14 protein-coding genes are annotated in these 18,749 nt (G+C 42.0%); 9 read left to right on the forward strand and 5 right to left on the reverse strand.

Features of this window, described 5'->3' with window-relative positions:
• Positions 1–19 precede the first annotated feature (19 nt).
• The 3 genes from WDV74_RS03655 (at position 20) to WDV74_RS03665 (ending at position 3,072) form a co-directional block, all read left to right on the forward strand.
• A complete protein-coding gene (locus tag WDV74_RS03655) occupies positions 20–1,099 on the forward strand; it encodes a UDP-glucose--hexose-1-phosphate uridylyltransferase (protein ID WP_338884676.1) in 1,080 nt (359 codons plus the stop codon).
• A 33-nt stretch (positions 1,100–1,132) separates the two neighbouring features.
• A complete protein-coding gene (gene galK, locus WDV74_RS03660) occupies positions 1,133–2,287 on the forward strand; it encodes a galactokinase (protein WP_338884678.1) in 1,155 nt (384 codons plus the stop codon).
• An 83-nt stretch (positions 2,288–2,370) separates the two neighbouring features.
• A complete protein-coding gene (locus tag WDV74_RS03665; protein ID WP_338884680.1) occupies positions 2,371–3,072 on the forward strand; it encodes an O-methyltransferase in 702 nt (233 codons plus the stop codon).
• Positions 3,073–3,079: 7 nt separating this feature from the next.
• Here WDV74_RS03665 and WDV74_RS03670 read toward each other — a convergent pair whose 3' ends face one another.
• Positions 3,080–3,547 carry a membrane-associated Zn-dependent protease 1 gene (locus WDV74_RS03670; RefSeq protein WP_338884682.1) on the reverse strand — a complete coding sequence of 156 codons (468 nt, stop codon included), beginning with the start codon at positions 3,545–3,547 and terminating at the stop codon, positions 3,080–3,082.
• 32 nt (positions 3,548–3,579) lie between these two features.
• Positions 3,580–4,452, reverse strand: coding sequence for a lipase family protein (locus tag WDV74_RS03675; protein WP_338884684.1), 873 nt, complete (start codon positions 4,450–4,452; stop codon positions 3,580–3,582).
• Between the two features lie 486 nt (positions 4,453–4,938).
• Here WDV74_RS03675 and WDV74_RS03680 point away from each other — a divergent pair, with 486 nt between their 5' ends.
• The 3 genes from WDV74_RS03680 to def all read left to right on the forward strand — a co-directional run bounded on the left by WDV74_RS03680 (position 4,939) and on the right by def (position 8,469).
• On the forward strand, positions 4,939–6,309 hold the full coding sequence (locus WDV74_RS03680; RefSeq protein ID WP_338884686.1) for a cystathionine beta-synthase: 1,371 nt from the start codon (positions 4,939–4,941) through the stop codon (positions 6,307–6,309).
• A 21-nt stretch (positions 6,310–6,330) separates the two neighbouring features.
• Positions 6,331–7,500, forward strand: coding sequence for a PLP-dependent aspartate aminotransferase family protein (locus WDV74_RS03685; RefSeq protein ID WP_273570402.1), 1,170 nt, complete (start codon positions 6,331–6,333; stop codon positions 7,498–7,500).
• Between the two features lie 453 nt (positions 7,501–7,953).
• On the forward strand, positions 7,954–8,469 hold the full coding sequence (gene def, locus WDV74_RS03690; RefSeq protein ID WP_338884687.1) for a peptide deformylase: 516 nt from the start codon (positions 7,954–7,956) through the stop codon (positions 8,467–8,469).
• 269 nt (positions 8,470–8,738) lie between these two features.
• Here the strand turns inward: def and mutH are convergent, their stop codons facing one another.
• The 3 genes from mutH to leuA all read right to left on the reverse strand — a co-directional run bounded on the left by mutH (position 8,739) and on the right by leuA (position 12,932).
• A complete protein-coding gene (gene mutH / locus WDV74_RS03695) occupies positions 8,739–9,419 on the reverse strand; it encodes a DNA mismatch repair endonuclease MutH (protein WP_273570404.1) in 681 nt (226 codons plus the stop codon).
• Between the two features lie 766 nt (positions 9,420–10,185).
• Positions 10,186–11,325 (reverse strand): 3-isopropylmalate dehydrogenase, encoded by a 1,140-nt coding sequence (gene leuB, locus WDV74_RS03700; RefSeq protein ID WP_338884689.1) that lies wholly within the window; start codon positions 11,323–11,325, stop codon positions 10,186–10,188.
• A gap of 2 nt (positions 11,326–11,327) precedes the next feature.
• Entirely contained in the window at positions 11,328–12,932 is a 1,605-nt protein-coding gene (leuA, locus tag WDV74_RS03705; RefSeq protein ID WP_338884690.1) for a 2-isopropylmalate synthase, read from the reverse strand.
• Between the two features lie 945 nt (positions 12,933–13,877).
• Here leuA and leuO point away from each other — a divergent pair.
• From leuO to ilvI, 3 genes are all read left to right on the forward strand, one after another.
• Entirely contained in the window at positions 13,878–14,825 is a 948-nt protein-coding gene (gene leuO, locus WDV74_RS03710) for a transcriptional regulator LeuO (RefSeq protein ID WP_338884692.1), read from the forward strand.
• Positions 14,826–15,018: 193 nt separating this feature from the next.
• The gene (locus WDV74_RS03715) at positions 15,019–16,821 is read left to right on the forward strand and encodes a long-chain fatty acid--CoA ligase (RefSeq protein WP_338884694.1); all 1,803 of its coding nucleotides are present in this window, start codon (positions 15,019–15,021) and stop codon (positions 16,819–16,821) included.
• A gap of 198 nt (positions 16,822–17,019) precedes the next feature.
• Positions 17,020–18,747: an acetolactate synthase 3 large subunit gene (gene ilvI / locus WDV74_RS03720; RefSeq protein WP_338884695.1), complete on the forward strand. Its 1,728-nt coding sequence runs from the start codon at positions 17,020–17,022 to the stop codon at positions 18,745–18,747.
• Positions 18,748–18,749: the final 2 nt, after the last annotated feature.

The following is an 18,749-nucleotide window of genomic DNA, read 5'->3' on the forward strand; positions in this document are numbered from 1 at the left end:
AAAGTAAGGGGTATCCAATATGCAAAAGATACGATTCAATACTGTTGATTGTCCACATAGGCGATACAATCCTTTGACGGATAAATGGATTATTGTTTCACCACACCGAACAGAACGACCGTGGAGCGGAATTGATGAAAAACCTCTCCACGTCGCCTTGCCAAGTTACGATGAACACTGTTTTTTATGTCCGAACAATACCCGCGCTTCAGGTAATATCAATCCAGATTATCAGGACATCTATCTATTCCAGAATGATTATTCTGCCTTGTTACCGGAACGCTTTGATATTCATCCTACCGATAACCCATTATTTAAAATTGAGCCAGTAAGAGGTGTTTGTCGGGTACTCTGTTTTTCTCCTGATCACAGCAAGACATTGTCAGAGCTACCATTGGAGCAAATCCGCCGTGTCATTGATGCATGGAATGCGCAGATTGAAGAATTGAGCCAGCGTTATATTTGGATTCAGGTTTTTGAGAATAAAGGCGAAATGATGGGGTGTTCCCAGCCTCATCCTCATGGGCAGATTTGGGCCAGTGATTTCCTGCCTGATGAGCTTGCTCGTAAAGATGAACGGTTGCGGCAATATTATTGCCAGCATGGAACTAACTTATTGATGGATTATATCGATGCTGAGTGCAAAGATGGTGCACGTACGGTCGTGGAAACCGAATATTGGCTTGCGGTTGTACCTTATTGGGCGGTATGGCCATTTGAAACTATGCTGTTGCCGAAAAGTCATATCCGTCGCATGAATGAACTGACAGAAGCACAACGTGATGACCTGGCGGTGGCGATTAAAAAATTGACCAGTCGCTATGATAATCTGTTTCAATGCGCTTTTCCCTATTCAATGGGCTGGCATTTTGCGCCCTTCTTCGAGCATCAACGTGATACCAATCTTAAATCACAAAAACACAATATTGATCACTGGCAATTACATGCACTGTTTTATCCGCCGTTATTACGGTCATCCAGCGTCCGTAAGTTTATGGTGGGTTATGAAATGTTGGCGGAAGCTCAGCGTGATTTGACGCCAGAACAGGCCGCCCAGCGGTTACGGAATGTCAGCGACATTCATTTTAAGGTACGCTGATTTCCGTTAAGAAACGTTTCTGGGGGAAAAGAGATGAAAACGTTAATCCAAAACGTCACTGAATCTTTTAATGCGTACTTTAACTCTTCGCCAACGCACTTTTTTCAGGCACCGGGGCGTGTGAATCTTATCGGGGAGCATACGGATTACAACGGTGGTTTAGTTTTGCCTTGCGCAATTAATTTTCAGACAGTGGTTGCCGCCGCGAAGCGTGGAGATAGGCGTGTCAGGGTGATAGCGGTTGATTATCATAATCAGTGTGATGAATTTGATCTTGGCCAGCCAATTCTCTTTCTGCCAGAAAAAATGTGGGCAAATTACATCCGTGGTGTGATGAATGCTCTGGTGGCGAGTGGTTATGCATTTGGAGGAATGGATCTTGCTATCAGTGGCAATATTCCACAAGGTGCGGGTTTGAGTTCATCTGCGGCATTGGAAGTCGTGGTTGGACAAGCCATTAAATCGCTTTATCAGCTTGATATTAATCCCAAAAAGATTGCATTGAGTGGGCAGCAAGCAGAAAACCAATTTGTTGGTTGCAATTCTGGCATCATGGATCAGTTAATCTCTGCTTGTGGGAAAGAAAATCACGCCTTGTTGATCGACTGCTTCACGTTGGCTACGCAATCTGTACGTATGCCTGATAAAGCGGTTGTGATGATCATCAATTCCAATAAACCACGGGGGTTGGTGGATAGCGAATACAATATGCGCAGGCAGCAATGTGAAGAAGCCGCTCATTTGTTGGGCGTGAATATGTTGTGTGATATCACGCTTGAGCAGTTCAATGCTAAACAAGTGTTGCTCGATACATTGCTCGTCAAACGAGCCCGCCATGTGATCAGCGAAAATTTGCGGACTAAATTGGCGGCTGATGCTTTGAGTGCTGGTGATTTGTTTCGTCTTGGTCAGCTGATGGCTGCATCGCATATTTCCATGCGTGATGATTTTGAAATTACTGTCCGTGAAATAGATGTGCTGGTGGAAATAGTCAAAGACGTGATTGGCGATCATGGTGGTGTCCGTATGACGGGAGGCGGTTTTGGCGGTTGTGTGGTGGCGTTGGTTCCCCCTGATTTGGTGAAAAATGTGGAAAAGGCGATTGAGCAACAATACGAAACTAAAACAGGTTTAAAAGCGGATATTTATCTTTGTCAGGCCACAAAAGGTGCCAGCCAATTGGAATAAGTAAAAGAAGGCGCGTCGAAAACATTTTTTCTAAATGATATGCTCATCCAATACCTAACCTTAACAATGAAAGGAGTATGATCATGAGTTCCGATGTACAGCTAGCAGCACTCCAGCAACAGTGGACAGAAGTTGACGACTACCTTAAACAAACCCTGTTACCCCAATCCTCACACCTTGAACAAACACTTGAACATATGTCCGATCAAGGATTGCCAGCTATTAATGTTTCTGCGCTGCAAGGGCAATTTTTGATGATGATGGTACAAATCAGTGGTGCAAGACGTATTCTCGAAATTGGCACATTGGGAGGATATAGCGCCCAATACATGGCAAAAGGATTGCCTGATGATGGATTACTGTTCACGTTGGAAAAAGATCCCCATGTAGCCGAGGTGGCTCAGCACAATATCGAAAGCGCACAGCTTGCCGACAAAATCAAAATTATTGTGGGCGAGGCCAGTGAAACCTTACAGACGCTAAGTTCTGAAGCGCCCTTTGATTTGATTTTTATTGATGCCGATAAACAAAGTAGTCCGTTGTACTTGGATTGGGCTGTCAAATTGGGGCGTCCGGGAAGCATTATCATCATGGACAATGCCATCCGCGAAGGTGCAATTATACATGAGCATCGGAGTGACGCTGTCGAAGGTGTGCGTCAGGCACTGGATAGAATGTCCAACTATCCTGAACTGACGGTAACGGCTTTACAGACTGTGGGGGAAAAAGGTTGGGACGGGTTTGCATTATTACGGATCAATACGGATAGAGAAATTTCACGATAGTTTTTTATCACCCCCGTTGAGTTGCTGGTTGATTGGTAGAGATTGGTGTTCGGGCTGACTGACAAGCTTTGCGTTCACTGGATTCGCGCTCTTGAATAATTTTGGCTGTTTCATCTATGGCAGGGAGAGGAAAGCCCATATCGTCATAGGCACCAAAACCAATTAAACGATAACTGCTTAGCGGGGTATTTATTGGAACGCGAAATTCCTTCTTCTCCCCCGATGCCAATGGTTCAAATGGGTATACGGTTAGTGTACCTGGCTCACATTTTGCGTTAAGGGGTAAAATAGCCAGATAACCTCCCGCCACAGGTTGGTCGCCTTTATTTTGCAGTGTACCACCTACAAAAAATTGACCATTGGCTCCCAGCCCCATGTGGAATAACAAGTGAGCCTCCCCTTTTGACCATAATGCAGGGGAAAACAGGCTACTTACCATTAACACTGCACTGTATGTATAACCACGCCATTTCATCTTTATGCTCCTGTTTGTTGATAAGTTCCTAACTATAAATTAATACAAGAATCGATATCACCGTATTTTGTCACTCTTTTGAATACGTCCAAATCTAATCTGGCAATGTAGTTGATTAAATAGTGGCTACATAACGGACCAGCTGAAATAGCTAAATTGGTTTGAGGTGTAAACTCGTTGATAGAGTCCAATGAGGCATATCCCAGGATTTTAGGGGGCAGATGTGGTATGACGTCATCGATATAGTTGAACACCGCAAAATTGCTAAAGTTTTGGGTAACGAGTCTGGAGAATTCTTGGTTTCCAGGCCTTGGGCAGGCAAATAAACAGGCTGAGTGATTGGGGGCCAGAGGGCCAATTTCATACATCAGATAGGATGCAATTGCGGCTCCGAGGCTGTGACCGGTTATAGTGAATTGACTATTTACCCCTATAAGTTGGGTAATTGCTTCAGCGAAGTTGAGGTTGCTGTAATCACGGTGAAATTCAGGCTCAATGATAATTAGCTTCATTGAGTCATAGACACTAAAAAAACCCTGGCTGACTTCTATCTTGGGAAAACGGGTCCACGGTGATGTAAAATCAATCAGCCCATCATGGACATCTTCCAGCAAAATTGTGGGATCGGTTCCACGTATGGCAATAATATATCTCTCTGGAGAATTATTTTTTTCGGCCACTTTCTTTGCTACATAACCATAACAGACATGATCAGGCCATTCACCTTTTCTGGAGGTGACTGAGAAAGACAGATCATTTGCCAAGATATACGCTATAACTTTCCATCCATCTTCTTCAATTCGAGGATCGGCTGGGGGCGTTGGATTATTGTAGTATTGTTCATTCATCTTCGCAGCATATAACACGAATGCCGCAAAATTGGCCGCCTCTTTGTATGTAAACATAGGTGCCTCTTTTGTTTGTTCATTGTTGTTGAGGAGATTAGTTATGAGATGGTTGTCTTATTTCATTCGAGTGTCTGCCATTTTACCGAATTTTCTGAGTTAAGGAATATACGTATTAAACTTCAAGTGACAATTTACAACACGCTATGAAACCTGATTTCTCCTTCGTTTCTTGGGGGAGAAAACACACGCATCTTGAAGTTAGATTGGTATATACAGGTTGATTGATGTCTTGTTGAGATTGTAATGAAGTGATTATTGTGAGGTGCATTTTCATAAAGTTCCTATTATTAGGATTTATTTATTATTAAATGATAAAAAATAATGAATTGTAGAGGTTTTTTAATTTATCAATATCGAATTAATTAATTCACTTTTGTTATATGTAGTTTTCATTTGTTCTTTCAAATTGATTACCATGCAGCGTTATTCTTTCCCAATCTGAAAGTTTTATTTGCAAATTTTACCGATTAGCAAGAGGCAAATATGGCAGCACCACGTTCTGTTCTTGAACTTATAGGGAATACACCGCTATTGGAATTGACTCATCTGGATACAGGCCCATGCCAGCTATTCATTAAGTTAGAGAATCAGAATCCTGGCGGTTCGATTAAAGATCGTGTTGCACTTTCAATGATTGAGCAGGCGGAAAAACAGGGATTGTTGCAGCCAGGGGGCACAATCATTGAAGCCACGGCAGGTAATACGGGGATTGGGTTGGCATTGGTTGCCGCCATGAAGGGCTATAAACTGATTTTAGTTGTCCCTGATAAGATGAGCCGCGAAAAAATTTATCACCTGCGGGCGCTGGGAACGGATGTTCGCCTGACACGTTCTGATGTCGGAAAAGGACATCCAGAATATTATCAGGATTACGCCTTGCGTCTGTCGAAAGAAATCAGCGGAGCTTATTATATTGATCAATTCAATAATCCTGCGAACTCAGCCGCGCATCTTGCGACCACAGGGCCAGAGATTTGGCAGCAGATGGAGCAGAATGTTGATGCTGTGGTCGTTGGTGTCGGTTCTGGCGGGACTTTGGGGGGCTTAAGCCAGTATTTTAAGGAAACTTCCCCTCATACGGAATTTATCCTCGCAGATCCCAAAGGTTCCATTCTTGCCGATTATGTTGAGCATGGTCACTATGACGAAGCGGGAAGTTGGTTCGTGGAAGGTATTGGAGAAGATTTTGTCCCACCTCTTGGGGATTTTTCTCAGGTTCACCATGCTTATCGCATTACTGATGCAGAAGCGTTTGCCTGCGCACGCGATTTACTATTAACAGAGGGGATCCTCGCAGGCTCTTCTTCAGGCACATTGTTAGCGGCGGCGTTACGTTATTGCCGTGCACAGACAACGCCGAAACGCGTCGTGACGTTAGCTTGTGACAGCGGTAACAAATATCTGTCGAAGATGTTTAATGATTACTGGTTATTGGAACAAGGGCTGCGTTCACAACCACAAGAAAATAATTTGAGTGATTATATTACCTATCGTTATCAGGATGGCGCGACGATTTCAGTTTCCCCGCACGATACCTTGCAGATCGCTTATAACCGAATGCGTCTGTATGACATTTCACAGTTACCTGTGATCGAAAACGATCAAATTGTTGGGCTTATTGATGAGTGGGATCTCATGCATGCCATTCAGGCTAATTCACATCATTTCTCGCTGCCTGTTATTGAAGCGATGACCAATCAGATTCATACGCTCAATAAAAAAGCGTCATTGACGCAGTTAATTGCTACCTTTGATGCTGGTCATGTGGCCCTGATTGTTGATGATGACAATCATTTCCTGGGGCTTGTTACTCGTACCGATGTATTGAACGCATGGCGTCAACAACTCAATTGATCTCTTTTCAGGAATAAATTAATGGCTAAGTTTGCTAAGATTAAATTTGATACACAAAGCGTTCATGCAGGTTATATACCTGATCACACGGGGGCAGTCATGCCTGCAATCTATGCCACATCAACTTATGCTCAGCCAGCACCTGGTCAGCATACGGGATATGAATATTCCCGTAGTGGGAACCCGACACGTGATGCCTTAGAGCGTGCGATTGCTGAATTGGAGAATGGTACACGTGGCTATGCTTTCGGTTCTGGTCTGGCAGCCAGTTCGACCATTCTGGAGCTACTTGATAAAGACAGCCACATCATTGCGGTAGACGATCTCTATGGCGGGACTTACCGCTTGTTGGAAAAAGTGCGCCGCCGGACGGCAGGTCTGAGAGTGACTTATATTGAGGCAGGGGATACTGCGGCATTGGAAGCGGCAATTCAGTCCGACACTAAAATGATTTGGGTGGAGACGCCTACCAATCCACTCTTGAAATTGGCTGATTTAGCGGCGATTGCACAGATTGCCAAGCGGCATAATATTATCAGTGTGGCAGATAACACTTTTGCTTCCCCTTATATTCAGCGTCCGCTTGATTTGGGTTTTGATATTGTTGTGCATTCTGCAACTAAGTATCTGAATGGTCATTCTGATGTTGTCGCTGGTCTTGCGGTGGTGGGAAATAATACAGAGTTGGCCGAGCAAGTTGCCTTCTTGCAAAATTCCATCGGCGGCATTCTTGATCCGTTCAGCAGTTTCCTTGTCCTGCGTGGTATTCGGACACTGGCACTGCGCATGGAGCGCCATATTGACAGCGCAGGGAAGATTGCACATTGGCTTGAACAACAGCCACAAGTTGAGAAAGTCTATTATCCTGGCCTTGCTTCTCATCCTCAGCATGAATTGGCAAAACGTCAGATGAGAGGTTTTGGTGGCATGATCTCCATCGTGCTGAAAGGGGATGAAGATTATGCGCGTCGAGTCATTAAAGCGCTGCACCTGTTTACATTGGCGGAAAGTTTAGGTGGCGTGGAGAGCTTGATTGGTCAGCCATTTTCCATGACCCATGCTTCCATTCCGTTGGAGAAGCGTCTGGCTGCCGGAATTACCCCACAATTGATCCGGATTTCTGTCGGTATTGAAAATGCAGATGATTTGATAACGGATTTGTCTCAGGCATTTGAACATGCGAGTTTGTAATAAGAAAATAAAACAAGAACACTAGTTTAATAAAAAAATTAAGATAACTAAAGAATGATGCCAGGCGATATTTTCGTTTGGCATTTTTATTAATATTATTTTTTGGTTTATTTTCTCATTTTACAATGAGAATCTATACACGTTACCTTGCAAGTTGCTCATTATAAGACAACATAACTCATTATTTCTCCCCGCGAAGCGGGGAGAAATAATATGCATCTTGAAGTGAGATGGGTATATGCAGTAGATTTTAAGGTGCAATGCAATTAATACAGTAGCAATTTAAGAAATAAAAAGGTATATATACCAATCGTCTTTCAAGATACGTCTTATATCTTCCCGCGTAACGGGAGATATAAACAGTCACGTTGATTTGTAAGCTGCAACTTGAAGTTGGATTGGTATAGTTAAAAATAGTAATAATGGTAAAAGTCACAACAAAGGAAATACATTATGGCAATTCTAGATATCCTCACAATTCCAGATGAAAGATTGAGACAAAAATGTGTTGATGTCACTGATTTTGATAAAGTTCAAACGCTAATTGATGACATGCTGGAGACAATGTACAGCGCAGGCATTGGCTTGGCAGCTGCACAGGTTGGCCGGAGAGAAGCGATTGCGGTCATTGATATTTCTTCAAATCGTGATCAGCCGATGGTTTTGGTTAACCCGAAGATCGTTGAAAAAGAGCGTCGCGTGGTGAATCAGGAAGGTTGTCTGTCGATACCTGGGTATTACGCAGATGTTGAACGGTTTGAAAAAATAAAGGTAGAAGCATTTGATCGGTTTGGTAAGCCAATTACGATAGAAAGTGAAGAGTTTTTATCAATTGTTATGCAGCATGAAATTGACCATTTACATGGCATTGTTTTTACCGATTATCTGTCCCCATTGGAAAGGGAAATGGCATTGAAGAAAGTGAAAAATAAGTTAAGTAATAAGGAAAATGAGATATTGGGTAAATAAAGATATTATAAATTATTTTTTAATATTGTAGTTTTATATATTACTTGGATTCACTTAATAATTGAATATAAAAAAACTTAAAATTATGCTATATCAAAATGATAGCTGGCCGCTATTCATGCTATTTGAGAAACATAAGTTTTCTTTTTAAAGTTTGAAAGATAAAAAACATATTTAATGATACTAGAAGTGGGGGAGTGAGAGATGAAAAAATTCCTTTAGTGAAAATATTCCCTGAGCCTCAATGAGGTATGAATGTCGATAGAGGGTTACCAGAAAAAATGGCGAGCCAATAACGGTGCTGTAAAGTTTTTTTTCAAATAAAAACCTCTGGGTAACGTCATAATTGGCTGGCCATATTCTCCTATCGCTTCGGTCAATGCGCGGCTATTGGCAGCTTTGGGGCGCAACTGCAGTACTTCACCATGACGGGCAGTAATGCTTTCGACTTTTCCTAATACAATAAGATCCATCAGTTCTTCCCAATCGCGTCGCAACAACTCTTCTTCAATCACATTCGGGCTCCAAAGTAACGGAGAGCCTACACGGCGTTCAGATAATGGAATATTTCTTTCTCCCTCAACGGGTATCCACAGGACGCGGGATAACTTACGCCTGACGTGGCAGTTTTCCCAGGTAATGCCGCTATTACCTGTTAAAGGAGCAACACAGACAAAGGTTGTTTCTAATGGATAACCTTTGCTATCCACAGGGATAGTTTTCAACTCGACACCAATATGTTCAAAATCCTGCTCAGGTTTACTGCCCGCATTTGCGCCTAAATAGTATTCAAGCAACATACCGACCCAACCTTTATCACGTTTTAAATTGGGGGGAATGGAGAGCCTGGCTTGCGCAGCCAGTTCACCCATAGATAAGCCAGCCAGAGAATAGGCACGATTGAAGAGTTGTTGTTCGTTTTCAGGCGGTGTTGGGGGCGTAAAGTACATGTTATAGAATATATTTTTTTCTGGTTAAAAAATGTTCATGTGAATTTTGGGGAATCATTATGAATTTATCGTTAACAAGATCACTTTGATAATAGCATGATATACAAGATCTTTTCATCGCTGTTTGCTGCATTAAAAATAGACTCATTATGATTGTTCACCTATTCCCAGTGATAATAAACAGGATCTTACACCATGTTATCCACAGATTTATGGGATAAGTGATAAAAAGTGAGATCACTGGTTTGATTTACAGCGCTAATGAATGATGTTTTCTACAAAAATAGGCGATTTTTGTTTAACTAAAAGGCATATCCTGTGGATAAATTCATCGATGGCTAATATTTGCTCAGAGCAAGGAAGGGCAAAAATTTTCATCAGTGATATGTAACGTTAAAAGGGGTATAAAATGTATTAACATGATGAAAAACAATAGATATTTATTTGCGCTTATAGCGAGTGTAAAAATATGTAATAAAAGTATACCCGTTTTACCCCGTTCTTTTTCACATACATATCCACAGAAAAAGTGAATAAAATGGTTCTGGCCAGACAATAAATGTTTATAACTTTAGCTTTTCCTGTGAATTAACCCTCTGGAGGCGTAATCCACGCAGATTTAAAATCAAACCAGACAAAAGTGTTCATTTTTATTCCACTTATGCTCATTTACCTCTGATTTTTTCGAGTCATGGTATTTTTACCAGCCAGTAAGCTATCTTACTGGCCTTTTTTAATGCCTGTATTTCTCTTTGGTTAGGTTTTCCTAAACTTCTTCGGTGATATAGCGTGCAATGATATCGCCCATTGCATCGGTGCTGACCGCTTTGTCATTGCCCGCCAGATCTGCGGTACGATAACCTTGTTCCAAAGCATGGTTGATTGCCCGTTCAATAGCATCAGCGGCATCAAAGTGGCCAATGCTGTAACGCAGCAACAGTGCTGTGGATAATATTTGGGCAATTGGGTTGGCGATATTTTTACCCGCAATGTCAGGAGCTGAACCGCCAGCAGGTTCATATAAGCCAAAACCTTTTTCATTCAGGCTGGCAGAAGGCAGCATTCCCATTGAACCTGTGATCATAGCGCACTCATCGGATAAAATATCGCCAAAAATATTAGAGCATAATAGAACGTCAAATTGAGCGGGATTTTTAATCAACTGCATAGTGGCGTTATCAATATACATATGCTCAATTGTCACGTCAGGATAATCTTTGGCGATTTTGCTAACAACTTCACGCCATAACACGGAACTTTGCAAAACATTCGCTTTATCAATTGAAGTGACTTTATGGCGGCGTTTGCGCGCAGATTCAAATGCAATACGCGCTATCCGTTCTATTTCGAAACGATGATAAACCTCAGTATCAAAAGCACGCTCATATTTTCCTTCACCTTCGCGTCCCTTGGGTTGTCCAAAATAAATTCCACCTGTCAGCTCACGGACACATAAAATATCAAAGCCTTTGGCGGCGATATCATGGCGAAGGGGACAGAATGCTTCTAAGCCTGCATATAAGCGCGCCGGACGTAAGTTGCTAAATAATTTAAAATATTTTCGCAATGGCAATAATGCCCCTCGTTCGGGTTGTTCGGCGGGTGGCAGATGTTCCCATTTTGGGCCACCTACGGAGCCAAATAGGATCGCGTCAGCTTTTTCACAACCAGTCATCGTTTCTTGAGGCAAAGGCGTGCCATGACGATCAATGGCAATGCCCCCCACATCATATTCGCTGGTTGTGATACGGATATTAAAACGATGACGGATGGCATCCAATACTTTGTAGGCTTGCTTCATAACTTCAGTACCAATGCCATCACCAGGTAAAACAGCAATGTGGAAATGCTTAGTTTCTTGCTTGCCTGGAGTCGCGTCATTTGAAATAGATTGGCTGGAAGTCATGATTATGCAGTTTCCTTTTTGTTGCTCTGGTGATTGTTTTGGACATTGCTGCCTTGGTTACTGTTTTGGGAGATGCGTTGTTTCTCTTTTTCTACTTGTTCTGCCTGCCAGATATTGTTCAGAACATGGACCATCGCTTTGGCAGAGGATTCAATAATGTCAGTTTCCAAACCCATTCCGTGGAAACGGCGGCCAAAACATTCCACGATAATATCAACCTGACCGAGTGCATCTTTACCATGACCTTTGCCGGATAATTGATAGGAAATTAATTCCAGAGGGTAACCCGTAATGCGGTTAATGGCCTGGTAGATGGCATCAACCGTACCATTGCCCGTCGAGGCTTCAGATTTGATTTCATCTCCGCAGGTCAGGCTAACGGTTGCAGTAGGTATGACATTGGAGCCTGACTGGATACTGAAATAGTCCAGACGGAAATGTTCATGTTCTTGCTGTTGTTGATTGATAAACACCAAGGCTTCCAAATCGTAATCAAACACCTGCCCTTTTTTATCTGCCAGTTTCAAGAATGCTTGATACAGTGCATCTAGATTGTAGTCACTCTCTTGATAGCCCATTTCTGTCATGCGATGTTTCACTGCGGCACGTCCGGAACGTGAAGTCAGGTTCAACTGAGTATCTTTCAGGCCGATGGATTCTGGTGTCATGATTTCGTAAGTTTCACGATTTTTCAACACACCATCCTGATGAATGCCGGATGAATGGGAAAACGCATTACTGCCAACAACAGCTTTATGAGCGGGGATCGGTGTACTGCTAATTTGGCTCACTAACTGACTGGTACGGTAAATTTCTTGATGGTTGATATTGGTATGTACTCCCAACATTTGCTGGCGCGTTTTGATCGTCATAATCACTTCTTCCAGCGAGCAGTTACCTGCACGCTCTCCTAATCCATTAATCGTGCCTTCGATTTGACGGGCACCTTCCTGGATAGCTGTAATGGAGTTAGCGACGGACATGCCTAAATCGTCGTGACAGTGGACTGAAATAATCGCTTTATCAATATTGGGTACGCGGTTAAATAATGTGCGTATAATACCGCCAAATTGGTAAGGGGTTGTGTAACCCACCGTGTCTGGAATGTTGACGGTGGTTGCACCTGCTTTGATGGCTTGCTCGACAATTTTGCACAAATTATCAATATCTGTACGGCCTGCATCTTCGCAGGAAAATTCAACATCATCGGTGTAGTTGCGTGCCCGTTTGATGGAGCGAACCGCCATTTCCACAACATCATCAAAGGTTCTTTTTAATTTATGTTCGACGTGCAGATTTGAGGTAGCGAGTACCATATGCAGGCGGAAGGCTTCAGCGACTTTCAGGGCTTCAGCGGCGACATCGATATCTTTGTCAACACAGCGGGATAAGGCACAGATACGGCTATTCTTGATTTCACGGGCGATGGTTTGAACTGATTCAAAATCTCCTGGAGAAGAAACTGGAAAACCAGCTTCAATAACATCAACTCCCAATCTTTCCAGTGCATAAGCGATTTGCAGTTTCTCTTTCACACTCAGGCTAGCTTGTAATGCCTGTTCTCCATCACGTAACGTCGTATCGAAAATAATAACTTGCTGGCTCATGTTGTGCTCCTGTTAAATAGATTAACCATTTGGTTAGGTAACTTAGTTTGGTAATTGGGTCTTATTTTTGAGCGCTGGCAGGTAAAAAAAACCCGCGCTATGCGCGGGTTTTTTTGTCTGGTAGAGGTTAACTTATCCCTGTTTTTCACCCACCAACACACCACGCGCATTAAAGGCGAAAATGAGTAGGCTTAGTAGAAGAACAGGGTGAATCATATTAGCTAACCTTTTATAAAATTGTTAATTTAGTTTTAATTGTAAACGTGTTTTATAGATACTTTATCTAAAAAATAATGTCAAGCAGTATAAATATGAATTTAGTGTGAATTACACACATTTATGGTTGTTTATTGAACATCTGTTGAGCTTAGTGACTATTTTTTACATTTTTAGCGATGTTTTTATCTATTTTTTGTATCAATATATGGAGTAAGATCCTGTTCTGATGGATAATAAATGGGATGCCTGTTATTTTATACAGTTAATTATGTTTCTAAGGAACAAGGAATAGAGGGATGTTAACCACAGAGTTTTAGGTTAAGAAGTTATAACCATATAGAATATTAATAAATTTTACTTCTATAGATTGGAATTTCATTATTGGCTAATTGTTTGTGATACAAGTCATTAGTGCAAATTGAGTTAGTGCCATTCATATATAACATATTAATATTCATACCTATAAAAATATACGGTTACGTAGACAAAAATGTATTGGTTATACATATTTTATTTTTTTACAAGAATGAATCTCAATGTGTTTTCTAATAAATTGGGATAATTGATCTTATTAATTTTCATATTTAATGAGAACACAGCTATACGCGTTAAACTTCAAGTTGCAGTTTACAACACTCTATGAAACCTGATTTCTCCCCGCGAAGCGGGGAGAAATCACAAGCATCTTGAAGTTAGATTGGTATATAAGTTTACTGGGGTGAAATAATGACAGAATACAACTCAATAAAAACAGAAAAAAAAGAATCATGCGATATTCAATTGCGAGGTGTCGATCTCAATTTGCTGACGGTTTTTGATGCTGTAATGCAAATGCAGAATATTACACGCGCAGCTCAGGTATTGGGAATGTCACAACCAGCTGTCAGTAATGCAGTTGCACGCTTGAAAACGATGTTCGGTGATGAATTATTTGTTCGTTATGGCCGAGGTATTCAGCCAACAGTAAGGGCAAAACAGCTTTTTGGACCGCTTAGACAGGCACTGCAAATTGTTCATAATGAACTGCCTGGAGTGGGATTTGAGCCTAATAAGAGTACAAGAATATTTAACCTTTCTATTTGTAGTCCCCTTGATATTCGTTTAGCTGCTCAAATTGTTGGGCAGATAAAAAAACATGCTCCGAATATCGAAGTTGTCATTAAAACAAAAATTAATGATAATATTGAGAAGCAATTAAAATATCAGGAAATAGAATTTGTTATCAGTTATAATCAATTAGAATGTCCTAGTTTCCATAATTACTCACTGTATAATGATGAATTAGTACTGGCTGTTTCTAAACATCATCCTAGAATTAGTAATCGAATTACTCAACAACAATTGCAGGAAGAAAGACATGCTATCGTTGCGTTAGATAACATAGATTCATTTAGTAAACTTTACTATGAGAATAAAGAATTATTGAATTCTGTTTCTTATCAGGGAACGGATTTAAATAGCGTTCTTAATATTGTCTCCCAGACTTATTTAGTTGCCATCGTACCAAAATGGATGGTTGAACACTATTCCGAACAGTTAAATATCCATTCAGTCTCTTTGCCCAATGGTCCGGTTTTTCGCCCTTGCTATTTGATATGGCATAGTTCAACAGATCGGGATAAAGGCCATCAGTGGATGAAATCACTACTAAGCCATCTTGGTGAACAAAAATAGCTCAATAAAACAAACCATATGAAATAGAGCCTATCCCTATATTGCATACAGGAATAGCGCTCTATCAAAAACGGGCTTCCCCCTTTTACCAGTAATAGGTAGACTGCGCGCAAATAGCTAACATCTGTAAGCTGAAAAGTAGGTAATACACTTACTAAAGACGCTGAATGAAATATTTATACAGGAATATATTGTGATAACAGATCCTCTGCACGCCTATCACTTGGTTAACCAATTACAGCAACAATTCAATGAATATCCAGAAAAAATTGCCTTTCGGCAATGGTCACCATCAGAACAGTTGGAAATGAATTGGCGACAGGTTGAATGCACAACGCGATCCATGGCAAAGGCATTATTGTCATTAGGCATAGACGTGCAGGGGAAAGTGGGTATTTTTGCGCAGAATTGTATGGCATGGTCATTGGCTGACTTAGCTATTCTTCAGCTTCGGGCTGTGACAGTGCCATTGTACGCGACCAATACAGGTGATCAGGCAGCATTTATTCTTAATGATGCAGGAGTACAAGTATTATTTGTTGGCGGGCAGGAGCAATATGACATTGCCATAACATTGTTAGAACTGTGTCCTAGGCTTGCTCATCTTATTGTTATGGATGAATCTGTCAACTTGAAAGGATGCCCGCAAGCATTGTATTTATCCACTTTTATTGACAATGATTATTCGCAATATCAGGCAGAACTTCATCGCCGTATTGCGGATCAGGATTTGAATGACCTTTTCACGTTAATCTATACCTCTGGTACAACGGGAGAGCCAAAGGGAGTGATGCTGGATTACCGAAATATGGCGGCACAGCTCTATCTGCATGACCAGAGATTAACATTGACCAACCAGGATGTATCGCTCTGCTTTCTGCCGCTATCCCATATTTTTGAGCGGGCGTGGAGTTATTATGTCATGCACAAAGGTGCTTTGAACGTCTATTTAACAGATACGAATCTTGTGCGTGAAGCCATGTCTGATGTGCGTCCGACGGTAATGTGTTCCGTTCCCCGTTTTTATGAAAAAGTGCATAGCGCGATCTTAGAAAAAGTTTCCCGTGCGCCTTTTTGGCGTAGGATGATTTTTAATTGGGCCTTGAAACGGGGAGAAGAGCATTGGATGCGTCGGCAGAAGAATAAAAAAGGTTGTCCATTCACGCGCGGTAGTTATCAATTGGCAGACAAATTGGTGTTAAATAAGCTCCGTGGTCTTTTAGGGGGACGAGTACGTTTCTTGCCTGTGGCGGGAGCACGCCTCGACGATGCCATTACCCATTTTTTTCTCTCCATCGGTCTGGATATCAAATATGGGTACGGCATGACAGAAACTTGTGCCACGGTGTCTTGCTGGGAAGAAAAAAATTATCTGTTAGGCTCAATTGGTACGCCATTGCCTGATGTTGATGTTCGCATTAGTGCGGAAGGAGAGATCCAAGTGCGTGGCCCTATTGTCATGAAAGGGTACTTCAATCGCCCGGAGGAAACTGTCCATGCCTTTACCGAAGATGGCTGGTTGCGGACAGGTGATGCCGGAAAGCTGGATGATAGTGGTAACCTGTTTATTACCGAGCGCCTGAAAGATTTAATGAAAACGTCAACAGGCAAATATATTGCGCCGCAAATGATTGAAGGGGTGTTAGGGCAGGATCGTTTTATTGAACATATTGCCGTTATTGCTGATGCCCGCCAATTCGTTTCTGCGCTGATCGTTCCCAGTTATGAAGCCCTGGAAGAATACGCGAAATCCATCAATCTCCATTATCATGATCGCCTTGAGTTGCTGCGTAATCATCAGGTTATCGAGCTGTTTGAACGGCGCTTAAAGGAAATGCAAAAGAATATTGTTAAATTTCATCAAGTGAAACGATTTATTCTTCTGCCGGAAACTTTTTCAATGGAAAAAGGTGAATTAACACCGACATTGAAATTACGCCGTAAAGTTATTGCGCAGCGCTATCAGCGCGAAATTGAATCTATGTATCAGGATTAAAAATAGGCAAAAGTTCGGCTCTTCTTCAACGAATATTTTCAATATGTAAATTGTTGTTTGCTAACACGTGTATCTAACGTTATGTTAGTTAACTTAGCGTTATGGAATAAATAAGAAATGGAATAAATAAGGTAACTTTTTCGTTACCTTATGAAATTCCGACGATTAACTTGCAAACAGAGCCTGGAGGCAAACTCGATGGAGATGTTGTCAGGAGCCGAAATGGTTGTCAGATCGCTGATCGATCAGGGCGTTGAACACGTGTTCGGTTATCCGGGCGGGGCAGTTCTGGATATTTATGATGCCCTGCATACGATTGGGGGAATCGAACATATTTTAGTGCGTCATGAACAGGGTGCTGTTCATATGGCGGATGGTTATGCGCGTTGTACCGGAAACGTTGGGGTTGTTTTAGTCACCTCCGGACCAGGGGCAACCAATGCTGTGACGGGCATTGCAACGGCGTACATGGATTCAATTCCTATGGTCGTGTTATCTGGTCAGGTTGCCAGTTCCCTGATAGGTAATGATGCTTTTCAGGAGTGCGATATGGTGGGAATTTCCCGCCCCATCGTGAAACACAGTTTTCTGGTAAAAAAAGCAGAAGATATCCCGGATACCATTAAAAAAGCTTTTTACTTGGCCGCAAGCGGTCGGCCAGGGCCTGTTGTTATCGATTTTCCCAAAGATACCGTTAATCCTGCATTGAAATTCCCGTATGTGTATCCTGAAAAAATTAACATGCGTTCTTATAACCCTACTGTTCAGGGACACAAAGGGCAAATTAAACGTGCATTGAAGACGTTGGCGGCAGCAAAAAAACCGGTGATTTATGTCGGGGGTGGTGCCATAAATTCAGCCTGTACCACTGAACTGCTGAAGTTAGCTGAACATTTTCATATTCCGGTCGTCAGTACGTTGATGGGATTGGGCGCATTTCCTGCAACGCATCGCCAAAGTCTGGGAATGCTGGGAATGCACGGGACTTTTGAAGCGAATAAAGCGATGCACAACTCTGATGTCATTTTTGCCGTAGGTGTGCGTTTTGATGATAGAACAACCAATAATTTGGAAAAATATTGCCCGGAAGCAACCGTATTACACATTGATATCGATCCAACCTCAATTTCTAAAACGGTAACGGCGGATATCCCTATTGTTGGCGATGCTAAACAGGTACTTGGCCAGATGCTGGAATTATTGGATTCCATAGAAGATACCCAAGATCCTGATGCCCTGAAAGATTGGTGGCTTTCCATTGAACAGTGGCGCAGCCGCAAGTGCCTTGATTACGATCACACGACAGTAAAAATCAAGCCACAGGCTGTTATTGAAACCCTTTATCGTCTCACCAAAGGGGAAGCCTATATTGCGTCAGATGTTGGTCAGCATCAGATGTTTGCGGCTTTGCATTATCCATTTGATAAACCGAGACACTGGATCAATTCCGGTGGTTTAGGAACGATGGGATTTGGTTTGCCTGCTGCGCTTGGGGTGAAGTTGGCAAAACCTGAAGCTACAGTCGTGTGTGTGACAGGGGATGGCAGTATTCAGATGAATATTCAAGAATTGTCTACTGCCCTGCAATATGGTTTGCCTGTTCTGGTACTGAATCTGAATAACCGTTTTTTGGGTATGGTGAAACAATGGCAGGATATGATATACGCGGGGCGTCATTCTCAATCCTACATGGAATCCCTGCCTGATTTCGTCAAATTGGCCGAGTCTTATGGACATATTGGTATCCCCATCCAAACTTACGATGAGTTGGAGGCGAAACTTACCCAGGCACTGCATGAAGTGACTGAAAATCAACGCCTGGTTTTCGTGGATGTTACCGTTGATGAGACAGAGCATGTTTATCCAATGCAGATCCGAGGCGGAGCAATGGATGAAATGTGGTTAAGCAAAACAGAGAGGACCTGATC

It is taken from the genome of Xenorhabdus sp. TH1 (assembly GCF_037260955.1).
Lineage (GTDB): Bacteria > Pseudomonadota > Gammaproteobacteria > Enterobacterales > Enterobacteriaceae > Xenorhabdus > Xenorhabdus griffiniae.

Excerpts from the sequence above, each read along its gene's own strand:
- ilvI (WP_338884695.1), top strand. The coding sequence starts at position 17,020 with ATGGAGATGTTGTCAGGAGCCGAAATGGTTGTCAGATCGCTGATCGAT.
- mutH (WP_273570404.1), bottom strand. The coding sequence starts at position 9,419 with ATGTACTTTACGCCCCCAACACCGCCTGAAAACGAACAACAACTCTTC.
- leuB (WP_338884689.1), bottom strand. The coding sequence starts at position 11,325 with ATGACTTCCAGCCAATCTATTTCAAATGACGCGACTCCAGGCAAGCAA.
- WDV74_RS03675 (WP_338884684.1), bottom strand. The coding sequence starts at position 4,452 with ATGTTTACATACAAAGAGGCGGCCAATTTTGCGGCATTCGTGTTATAT.
- WDV74_RS03655 (WP_338884676.1), top strand. The coding sequence starts at position 20 with ATGCAAAAGATACGATTCAATACTGTTGATTGTCCACATAGGCGATAC.
- leuA (WP_338884690.1), bottom strand. The coding sequence starts at position 12,932 with ATGAGCCAGCAAGTTATTATTTTCGATACGACGTTACGTGATGGAGAA.
- WDV74_RS03685 (WP_273570402.1), top strand. The coding sequence starts at position 6,331 with ATGGCTAAGTTTGCTAAGATTAAATTTGATACACAAAGCGTTCATGCA.
- def (WP_338884687.1), top strand. The coding sequence starts at position 7,954 with ATGGCAATTCTAGATATCCTCACAATTCCAGATGAAAGATTGAGACAA.
- WDV74_RS03665 (WP_338884680.1), top strand. The coding sequence starts at position 2,371 with ATGAGTTCCGATGTACAGCTAGCAGCACTCCAGCAACAGTGGACAGAA.
- WDV74_RS03680 (WP_338884686.1), top strand. The coding sequence starts at position 4,939 with ATGGCAGCACCACGTTCTGTTCTTGAACTTATAGGGAATACACCGCTA.
- WDV74_RS03670 (WP_338884682.1), bottom strand. The coding sequence starts at position 3,547 with ATGAAATGGCGTGGTTATACATACAGTGCAGTGTTAATGGTAAGTAGC.
- galK (WP_338884678.1), top strand. The coding sequence starts at position 1,133 with ATGAAAACGTTAATCCAAAACGTCACTGAATCTTTTAATGCGTACTTT.
- leuO (WP_338884692.1), top strand. The coding sequence starts at position 13,878 with ATGACAGAATACAACTCAATAAAAACAGAAAAAAAAGAATCATGCGAT.